Annotated in this window: 7 protein-coding genes and 1 pseudogene; 3 read left to right on the top strand and 5 right to left on the bottom strand. The window is 71.4% G+C overall.

Features of this window, described 5'->3' with window-relative positions:
- A pseudogene (locus tag ACFPZ3_RS70055) lies at window positions 1–468 on the top strand (ATP-binding protein); the annotation flags it as partial.
- A 44-nt stretch (window positions 469–512) separates the two neighbouring features.
- On the opposite strand, the gene ACFPZ3_RS70050 reads toward ACFPZ3_RS70055, so the two are convergent.
- Together ACFPZ3_RS70050 and ACFPZ3_RS70045 are read right to left on the bottom strand one after the other, a co-directional pair.
- Complete coding sequence (locus ACFPZ3_RS70050) at window positions 513–1,784, bottom strand: sensor histidine kinase (RefSeq protein ID WP_379525348.1); 1,272 nt, start codon at window positions 1,782–1,784, stop codon at window positions 513–515.
- A 173-nt stretch (window positions 1,785–1,957) separates the two neighbouring features.
- Window positions 1,958–2,623, bottom strand: a complete 666-nt coding sequence (locus ACFPZ3_RS70045; RefSeq protein ID WP_379525347.1) for a TetR/AcrR family transcriptional regulator — start codon at window positions 2,621–2,623, stop codon at window positions 1,958–1,960.
- 100 nt (window positions 2,624–2,723) lie between these two features.
- Between ACFPZ3_RS70045 and ACFPZ3_RS70040 the strand changes: the two genes are divergently transcribed.
- Window positions 2,724–3,626: an SDR family NAD(P)-dependent oxidoreductase gene (locus ACFPZ3_RS70040; protein WP_379525346.1), complete on the top strand. Its 903-nt coding sequence runs from the start codon at window positions 2,724–2,726 to the stop codon at window positions 3,624–3,626.
- 23 nt (window positions 3,627–3,649) lie between these two features.
- Here the strand turns inward: ACFPZ3_RS70040 and ACFPZ3_RS70035 are convergent, their stop codons facing one another.
- From ACFPZ3_RS70035 to ACFPZ3_RS70025, 3 genes are all read right to left on the bottom strand, one after another.
- Entirely contained in the window at window positions 3,650–4,792 is a 1,143-nt protein-coding gene (locus ACFPZ3_RS70035) for a serine hydrolase domain-containing protein (protein WP_379525345.1), read from the bottom strand.
- A gap of 114 nt (window positions 4,793–4,906) precedes the next feature.
- On the bottom strand, window positions 4,907–6,616 hold the full coding sequence (locus tag ACFPZ3_RS70030; protein ID WP_379525344.1) for a serine/threonine protein kinase: 1,710 nt from the start codon (window positions 6,614–6,616) through the stop codon (window positions 4,907–4,909).
- A 35-nt stretch (window positions 6,617–6,651) separates the two neighbouring features.
- Window positions 6,652–7,308 carry a TetR/AcrR family transcriptional regulator gene (locus ACFPZ3_RS70025; RefSeq protein ID WP_379525343.1) on the bottom strand — a complete coding sequence of 219 codons (657 nt, stop codon included), beginning with the start codon at window positions 7,306–7,308 and terminating at the stop codon, window positions 6,652–6,654.
- A 150-nt stretch (window positions 7,309–7,458) separates the two neighbouring features.
- Here ACFPZ3_RS70025 and ACFPZ3_RS70020 point away from each other — a divergent pair.
- On the top strand, window positions 7,459–8,700 hold a 1,242-nt coding region (locus ACFPZ3_RS70020), incomplete at its 3' end, for a hypothetical protein (protein ID WP_379525342.1).

The following is an 8,700-nucleotide window of genomic DNA, read 5'->3' as shown; positions in this document are numbered from 1 at the left end:
CGGCTGTTCGCTCATGACTGGCGGGCGGTGCCGCCGAAGGTGTGGCTGGACCGCCTGAACCGGCCGCCGGTCGCGGAGACCGGTTCGACCGTGGAGCTGGCGGTGTTGTCGCGGGCCGAGTTCACCGAGGCGGTACGGCAGGCGTTGCGCCAGATCTCACGGCTTGACGCGCTGGCCGCATCGCCGCTGGCGCGTACCAGGCTGGTGACCGAGCGGAGCGGGCAGGAGCGGGCCGCGGCATTGCAGGGCCTGCTGCGCGCGGCGATCGAGGCCCTGCGGGACGATCCGCGCGCGAGCAAGTTCCACCGCGCCCTGTCCATCACGTTCCTGAGCGGCGCGCCCACCCAGCAGGTGGCCGCGGAACAGCTCGGGCTGCCCTTCACCACCTACCGGCGCCACCTCGTGGCGGGCGTCGAACGTGTCTGCGCCGACCTGTGGCGCAGCGAACTGCACGGAACAGTCCAGTAGGGCGCCGGTCGGCCCCCGGGTCGGGCTTCCGGTTGGGCAGGGTCTCACGTTCCGCAGGGCAGGGCCACGTTGAGGATGGTCGGCCCGCCGGGAGGGCTGTTCAGCAGGAACGACCCGTCGTGCGCCTCGACCCGCTGACGGATGCCGACGATCCCGGAGCCGTGCTCGTTCGCCCCGCCCCGGCCGTCGTCCACGACCTGGACGCGCAGGTGGCCGTCGCGGCGGCGCACGTTGACGACGGCGGTTCTGGCCTGGCTGTGCTTGGCGATGTTGGTCAGCGCCTCGGCCACCACGAAGTAGGCGGTCGCCTCGACGGACGCGGCAGCCCTGACCGGGATGTCGGCGTCGATCCTGCAGGGCACCGGGCAGGCCGCGGCCAGGCCGGTGAGCGCGTCGGCGAGGCTGCGCTCGGTCAGCACGGGCGGCAGGATCGTGCGTACGACGCCCCGGAGCTCACCGAGCGCCTGCTCGGCGGCGTTCTGCGCCCGTTCCAGCGGCTCCCTGGCGGTGGCGGGATCGCGTTCCAGGGCCCGGAGCGCCGCCCCGACCAGGACGTTGACCGCGACCAGCCGGTTCTGCGTACCGTCGTGCAACGATCGTTCGATCCGCCGCAACTCGGCGGCGTGCGCGTCGAGCGCGGCGGCACGGGTCGCGGTGAGCTGCGCCACCCGGAGGGTCAGGTCGACCTCGGGCCCCGGCCGCAGCAGCCGGCGGCCCGTCCAGGCCTGCAGCCGGGCCATGCGGGGCGCGAACATCATGGTGAGGGCGACCTCGATCGGGGCCAGCCCGGCGACGGCGAGAGCGCTGGGCGCGTCGTTCACGACCCACAGGCCGTAGCTGGCGTCCGAGGCGTCGCCCGGCGGCACCAGCCACCACCACAACGAGAAGGTGGCGTCCTGCACCGCGTGGACGGGGATGGTGAGGGCGAGCACGCCGAGGAGCAGCCCTCCGGAGGCGTGCGCGACCACCCAGGCCAGCTCGCGGCGCACGGCCGGGTCGGCGAGGGCCGCGCGCAGCCCGGCCGGCGGCGGGGGCGGAGCGATGAGCTCCTCCGTGCCCCAGCGCGAGAGCCGGCCCCGCTCCCGGTTGGCGACCCCGCGCAGCCCGCGCAGCGCGGCCGGCACCAGGAAGAGCCCCACACCGACCAGGCAGAGCAGCGCGGTGATGACCAGGGACAGGAGCGCGACCAGCGCCAGGACTCCTGTGCCCATGCCGCCGACGAGGTGTTCGAGCGCGTCGAAGGTGACGCGGCCACGGGCGAACAGATCCCACCGTGCCGGCCTTCGTCGAAGGGTCCGCCCATTACCGGCCGCCATCCGTACCTCCTCGACCCTGCTTACAGGCCGTTATGGATCACCACCCGGAGGTACAGCAGGCTATACCGAACTTGTCAATTCGTCAGAATTAGTGTCAAAGGATTCACTCGCGAATTCCGATGCCCTCGAACCGGCGGGGTGCGGCCGTATTTCCTCACAGCGAACGGAAAGGTTCAGACGCGTGGCAGCACGCCCAGGAGCGTCGAGGTGAAGGAGATGCGCAGAGCGTCACGCAGCTCCAGGTGGAGCGCGCCGAGGGCGGGCTCGTCCGCGTAGGCGGCGAGGAGGCTGGGCGGCGGCGGGACGTAGGACGACAGGGCGCCCGCCGAGACGAGGCTCATCAGGCAGAACGGTTGCGCGCCGTCGCCGAGCTCGGGCACGTGGCGGCGCACGAGCTCGGTCATGGTCGCGAGCCTGGTGAGGGAGGACCGCTTGTGCCGCTTGACCACCTCGACCGAGACGTTGTGCTCAAGGACGCCGCCCTGCGCGCCGAAGAGGTCGCACAGCACCACCCGGCCCGCCAGCGACCGGCTGAGGATCTCGGCCAGCCGGCCCGCCCGCACTTCCGGTGCCGCGTGCGCGTCGATGCCCGCGGCCAGCTCGTCCGCCAGCTCGGCGAGCCAGCTTCCCAGGAAGTCGTCCAGCAGTTCGAGCAGCACCGCCTCGCGCGACTCGAAATATCGCAGGACGTTCGACTTGGCCAGGCCCACCCGCCGGCTGAGCTCGTTGAGGCTCACCTCGGCCACGGGCATCTCGTCGAGCATCGCCGCCGCCGTGTCCAGGATCGCCCGGCGGCGGATCTCCCGCTGCTCCTCGCTTCGCGCCCGCTGGAATGTCACGCCCCCAGCCTAGCTTAAAGACCATCGGTCTCTTGACATCAGACCGCCAGTCTCTTAAGCTCGCCCACATAACAGACCGGCGGTTTTTTAGGAGTGCGTCATGAGCGCCAACTGGACCGAGCAGCACATCCCCGATCAGCACGGCCGGGTGGCGATCGTGACCGGCGCCAACACCGGGCTGGGCTTCGAGACCGCCCGGATGCTCGCCGCGCGCGGGGCGGCGGTGGTCCTGGCCGTCCGCGACGTCGGGAAGGGCAAGCGGGCAGCCGCCCGCATCACCGGCGACGTCACCGTCCAGGCCCTCGACCTGACCTCCCTGGACTCGATCCGGGCCGCGGCGGCCGACCTGCGCGCCACCCACCCGCGCATCGACCTTCTGATCAACAACGCCGGCGTGATGTACACCCGGAAGCAGACCACCGCCGACGGCTTCGAGCTGCAGTTCGGCACCAACCACCTCGGCCACTTCGCCCTCACCGGCCTGCTGCTGGACCGGCTCCTGCCCGTCCCCGGCTCCCGCGTCGTCACGGTCAGCAGCACCGGCCACCGCATCCGGGCCGCCATCCACTTCGACGACCTGCAGTGGGAGCGCTCGTACAGCCGCGTCGGGGCCTACGGCCAGGCCAAACTCGCCAACCTGATGTTCACGTACGAACTGCAGCGCCGGCTCGCACCGCACGGCACCACGGTCGCGGTGGCCGCCCACCCCGGCGTGTCCAACACCGAACTCGCCCGCAACGCACCCGCCGCGCTTCGGGTGCCCGTCACCTGGCTCGGGCCGCTGCTCACGCAGAAGGCCGAGATGGGCGCCCTGCCCACCCTGCGCGCCGCCACCGATCCGGCCGTCATCGGCGGCCAGTACTACGGTCCCGGCGGCCTGGGTGAGATCCGGGGATATCCGAAGCTGGTCACCTCCAGCCCCGACTCCCACGACCAGGCCGCTCAGCAGCGCCTGTGGACCGTCTCCGAGGAGCTCACCGGGGTGACGTTTCCCGCGCGGTGAAGCGGTGACTCCGCAACGGCTCGTCAGTCGCACAGGGCGGTGTCGAGGGCTTTCTCCACGTTCTTGGCGCCCTTCAGGGTGACGGGCAGGGCGGTGACGGCGATGGCCGCCGCTCTGCCGTCCTTCGTCACGGCGTTGCGCGTGGTGTAGCCAGGGGCGTTGCCGCCGTGCGTCCAGGCGAAGCCGCCGCAGCTCAGCTTGAACGTGCCCAGGCCCAGGCCGTACCGGGCGCCGCCGACGGAGTCGAAGTCGGGCGCGGCGACGGTCCTCTTCATCTCCGCGAGCTGCGCGGGGTCGAGCAGTGCGCCGTTGAGCAGTGCGAACAGGAAACGGTTGAGGTCACCGGGGGTGCCGATCATCTGCCCGGCGGCCCAGCCGGAGGAGGGGTCGAAGGTGGTGACGTCCATCCAGGGCTGCTTGGGGCTGGTCGCCAGGTAGCCCTGCGGGTGCGGGCCCTTGATGCCCTTGTCGCGGGCGTCCGGCCAGTACGTGTCACGCAGGCCCAGAGGGGTGATGATCCGCGAGGTGATCTGGTCGCCGATCGAGCGGCCCGTGACCTTCTCCACGATCAGGCCGGCCAGCACGTAGTTGGTGTTGCTGTAGCCCCAGCTCTTGCCGGGCTTGAACAGCGCCTTCTTCTTCAGCGCGTAGTCCACCATCTGCCGCGGCTCCCGGTACGTGCCCAGCGACTTCGGGAAGCCCTTGAAGACGATCTCGTCGTAGTCGGGCAGGCCGCTGGTGTGCTGCAGGATCTGCCGTACGGTGATCCTGCGGCCGTCGCCCCCCTTGCCGCGGACCAGCCCCGGCAGGTACGCCTCGATCGGCGTGTCCAGCTTGATCTTGCCCTCGCCGACGAGCTGCAGCACCACCGTGGCGGTGAACATCTTGGTGTTGCTGGCGATGCGCACCCGGCCGTCCTGCGGGACCTCGCTCTTGGTCTTCAGGTCACCCACGCCCGCGGTGTAGAACCTCTCCTGCCCGAACTCGTCCTGGACCGTGGCGAGCGCGGCCGGGAACTTGTCCTTCTTGACGAGGTCGTCCAGCGCCTTCTGCAGCGGGGCGACGGTCTCGGCCTGGGCGGGCGCCGCCGCGACGGCCGCGGGTGCGGTCAGTGCGAGGGCGAGGGCGCCGAGGGCGAGCAGGGAGGTTCGGCGGGGCTTGTTCATCAGGGGTTCCTCAGGGGGGCGGGGGTCATTCGCTGACCCTCACAGCATGTCGCCGGGGTGATCACCTCCTCGATACCGAGGGCTGGAGTCTGTTGGTACAGCCAGCGCTACCTATCAGGACAGTTCGCAGGTGGCCGTGAGGTTGAACGCGGCCTCCGGTTCTATGCCCACGGTGTGCGCGTAGCCGGGGTACTTCCACTGGCACACCGCCGTGGCGGTGACCGCCGTACCGGAGCTCTGGCACTTCATGTCGGACCAGCTGCCGGTGAACGACACCATGCCCCCGCCCTGCGCCTGGCAGTACTGGCTGGCGTCGGTCCACGTGACCGAGCCCGTGGAGGGCGGGAGAGCCGGTGCGGAGGTGGTGGCCTTGGTTTTGGCCTTGGTCCTGGTCGGCTTCGGGGTGGCGGTGGTGGGCTTGTGGGTCGGCCTCCTGGACCTGCGGGGGGCTGTGGTGGGGGAGACCGTGACGGTCCTGGTGGGCTGGATGATCTCCTCCTTGCCCGGCATCGTCGTGACGGCCGGCTTGTGCTTGGTGCGGCTCGGCGTCGGGGTAGGTGTCGGCGTCGGCGTCGGCGTCGAGGTTGGTGTCGGGCTCGGCGGTGGCACGGAAACGGCCGGTGTCGACACCGCCGCCTGCTGCTGGGCGGTCGCGGGAGAGAGCGCGTAGACGCCGATGCCTCCCGCGGCGAGCAGCGCCGCCGCGGTGACCGAGGCCAGGGCGAGAGTACGCCCACGGACGGGCTTCCCCGTCGGCCAGGTCACACCCCCACTCTGCCCGGCACCCCCACTCTGCCCGGCACTCCCGCCTTGCCCGGCACCATCGGCCCACCCGGCGTGCCCAGTGTTTCCGGCCTGCCCTGGGTGCCTTGCCTGCTCGTAGTGTCCGGCCTGCCCTGTGTGTCCGGCGTGCCCGGCGGGGACAGGTGGCCCGCTTCTGAGCGGCCCGGTGGCGACAGGCGGCGCGCTTCCGGGTGGCCCGGCGGGGAACGGCGCGCTCCCGGCAGCGACAGGCGGCGTGCTCCCGGCCGGGGCCGGTGGGGTGTTTCCGGGGGCGGGCAGGGTGCGGAGTCGTTCGACGACCTGGCCGGCGGTGGGCCGGTGCGCAGGGTCCTTGGCCAGGCACTCCCGCAACAACTCCCGGAACCGCTCCTCGAACCCGCTCAGGTCGGGCTCCGTCTGCAGCACCGCGTGCAGGGTGGCGGGAACGCCCTCCCCGCCGAACGCCCGCCGCCCCGTGGCCGCGTAGTACATGGTCGCGGCCCAGGTGAACAGGTCGGCGGGCGGCCCCACCACACCGTCCGAGATCTGCTCGGGCGCCATGTACGCGGGACTGCCGATCGGCTGGCTGGTGACGACCGACTGACTCAGGTCCAGCGCCTTGGCGATGCCGAAGTCGATCACCACGGGACCGTCGGGGCCGAGCAGCACGTTGCCCGGCTTGAAGTCGCGGTGCACGACTCCGGCCGCGTGGATGGCGGCCAGCGCCGTCGCGGTGTTGACCGCCAGTCGTTGCAACGCCGCCGGGCCGCGGGGGCCGCTCTCGCGTACGGAGTCCTGGAGTGAGGGGCCGTCCACGTACTCGCTGACGATGTACGGCCTGGCGCCGGCGAAGCCGGAGTCCAGCATCTGCGCCGTGCAGAACGGCGCCACCCGCTTGGCCGTCTCCACCTCCCGCAGGAACCGCACGCTCGCCTCGTCATCGGTGACCAGGTGCGGATGCAGCAGCTTGACCGCGACGCGGACGCCGCCCGGTCCCCGGCCGACGTACACCGTGCCCTGCCCGCCCGTCCCGAGCCGCCCTTCGAGCTCGTACGGCCCCACCGCGGCGGGGTCGTCGGGGAGCGGCGGCCGGCCCTTCAGGACGCCGTCCTCGGAACCACGATCGGTTCGCCCGGCGGGAGCAGGGCGACCAATCCTTCTGCGGTCGCGGTGAGCATGAACACGAAGTAGTCCTCCGGGGTGTGTGGGGGGATGCCCGCGTCGGCCTGCCGGATGAGCGCGGAACCGGCCATCGCGGCCAGCGCCTCGTCGGCGGCCTCGGATTCGAGGAGCGTCGCGCGCTCCTGCTCGGCCACGGTGACACCGAGGGTGATCGTGGCGATCGAGGAGGTGAGCACGGTGGCGGCGGCCGGGTCGTAACCGCGCCGGCCCAGGGCGATGATCTCCTGCTCCAGCAGCCGGATGCCCGAGGGGCCGCGCGGGAAGAGCCGCTGGAGGTAGAGGGCCGTGCCCGGGTGCCCGAGCGTGAAGACCCGCAGTTGCGCGGCGAAGCCGATCAGGTGGGCGACGGCCGGCTCCGCCGGGTCGTCGACCAGGCGCAGCTCCTCCAGGATCGCCTCGCCGACCAGGCTCTCCAGCGCCGATCGGCTGCGTACGTGGCGGTAGAGCGCCGCCGTCGTGACGCCGAGCGCGTCGGCCACGCCCTGCATGGACAGGTCGGTCAAGCCGATCCGCCTGCCCGCCTGGATCACGTCGTGAAGGGTGAAGCTGGCCGTCCGCCCGCCGGTCTTCATCGATGACCCTTCCCATAGTTACGGGGCCTAACTTAGAAGAACGATCAGCTCTGGCGCAACCGCCCCCGGCTTGAGTACGGGTTACTCAGGCCATCTCCCGCCCCCGGCCCCATCGTGGGAATCGGCGTATTCGACGATCGAGGAGATCCCATGATCAGGGACGGACGCTACGAGGGGCAGGCTGACGGCATCTCGGTCGCGCTGCGCGTGGACGCGGGCGGCTCGGGGGTGATCAGCGCGGACGTGTTCCGGGTGCCGCCGGAGGGCCCCCGGCGATACCTGGCGTCAGGGCGTACCGCTCCGGGCACCAAGGTCGCGCTGGACGATGGGAAGTGGCCGGCGATCTGGCAGGCGAGCCCGACGAACAAGACGACCGGCACGCTGGCCGTCGCCCCGGCGCAGGACGGCGGCGTCACGGTGACGGTCACGCTCGACGCCCCGCTGAACGGGTTGCCCGTGCGGACCGATGTGGTCGTCCCGGTCACCCACAAGGACGAGGCGATGCGCGAGCTGGGCCTGGAGATCGAGCTGGAGCAGGGCGTCCCCGCGCCCAGCCCGGTGGTGTTCCAGGGGGTGGAGCGCACGATCAACGGCTGCCTGCAGACCGCGGGGTTCGCGGTCAAGGAGGCGGGACGGCGCACGACCATCCCCGCCGGGATCGCCGGAACGTGGGACGACTCGCAGATCTACACCATGCTGAGCGATCTCATGCTCATCTCCGGCGAGGCGTCTCTGCGTGCCAGCGCGTGGGAGCTGCACCTGCTCCTGCTGTCCAAGTCGGCCATCTCCGGGTTGCTCGGGGTCATGTTCGACGGGGAAGGGCTGCTCCAGCGGCAGGGCGCGGCGGTCTTCACCTCGGGCTTGCAGGGCGCGACCAGAGACCAGAAGATCATCAGGACGATCGTGCACGAGCTCGGCCACGCGCTCAACCTCGCCCACCGCTTCGAGCGCGCGGTCGGCCGGGCCGACTCGACGTCGTTCATGAACTACGACTGGCGCTACCGGGGCGGCGGTCACGAGCTGGACTACTGGCAGGACTTCGCGTTCACCTTCGACGCCGACGAGCTGGCCTTCCTGCGCCACGGCCCGTTGACGGCGGTGATCCCCGGCGGCGAGCCCTTCCACACCGTCCGCTACTGGGCCGACGGGGCCGGCGGGCACTCCCCGTACGCGCCGGAGATCCCCTTCGACGGTTACCGGCTGACGCTCACCGCCCCCGAGGCCGGCCCGGTCTTCGCCTTCGGCCAGCCGGTGTTCCTCAAGGTCACGCTGGAGAACCGTTCCGCGGCGAATCTGGAGGTGGAGCGCTGGGTGCTGGACCCGAAGGCGGGCCCGCTGGAGATCCTGGTGGAAGATCGGCTGTCTCGGCTGCTGATCGCTCAGGAGGTGGTG

The sequence above is a fragment of the Nonomuraea insulae genome (assembly GCF_042656245.1).
Note: the sequence above shows the minus strand (reverse complement) of the source record. Positions and strands in the feature narration are given on the sequence as shown.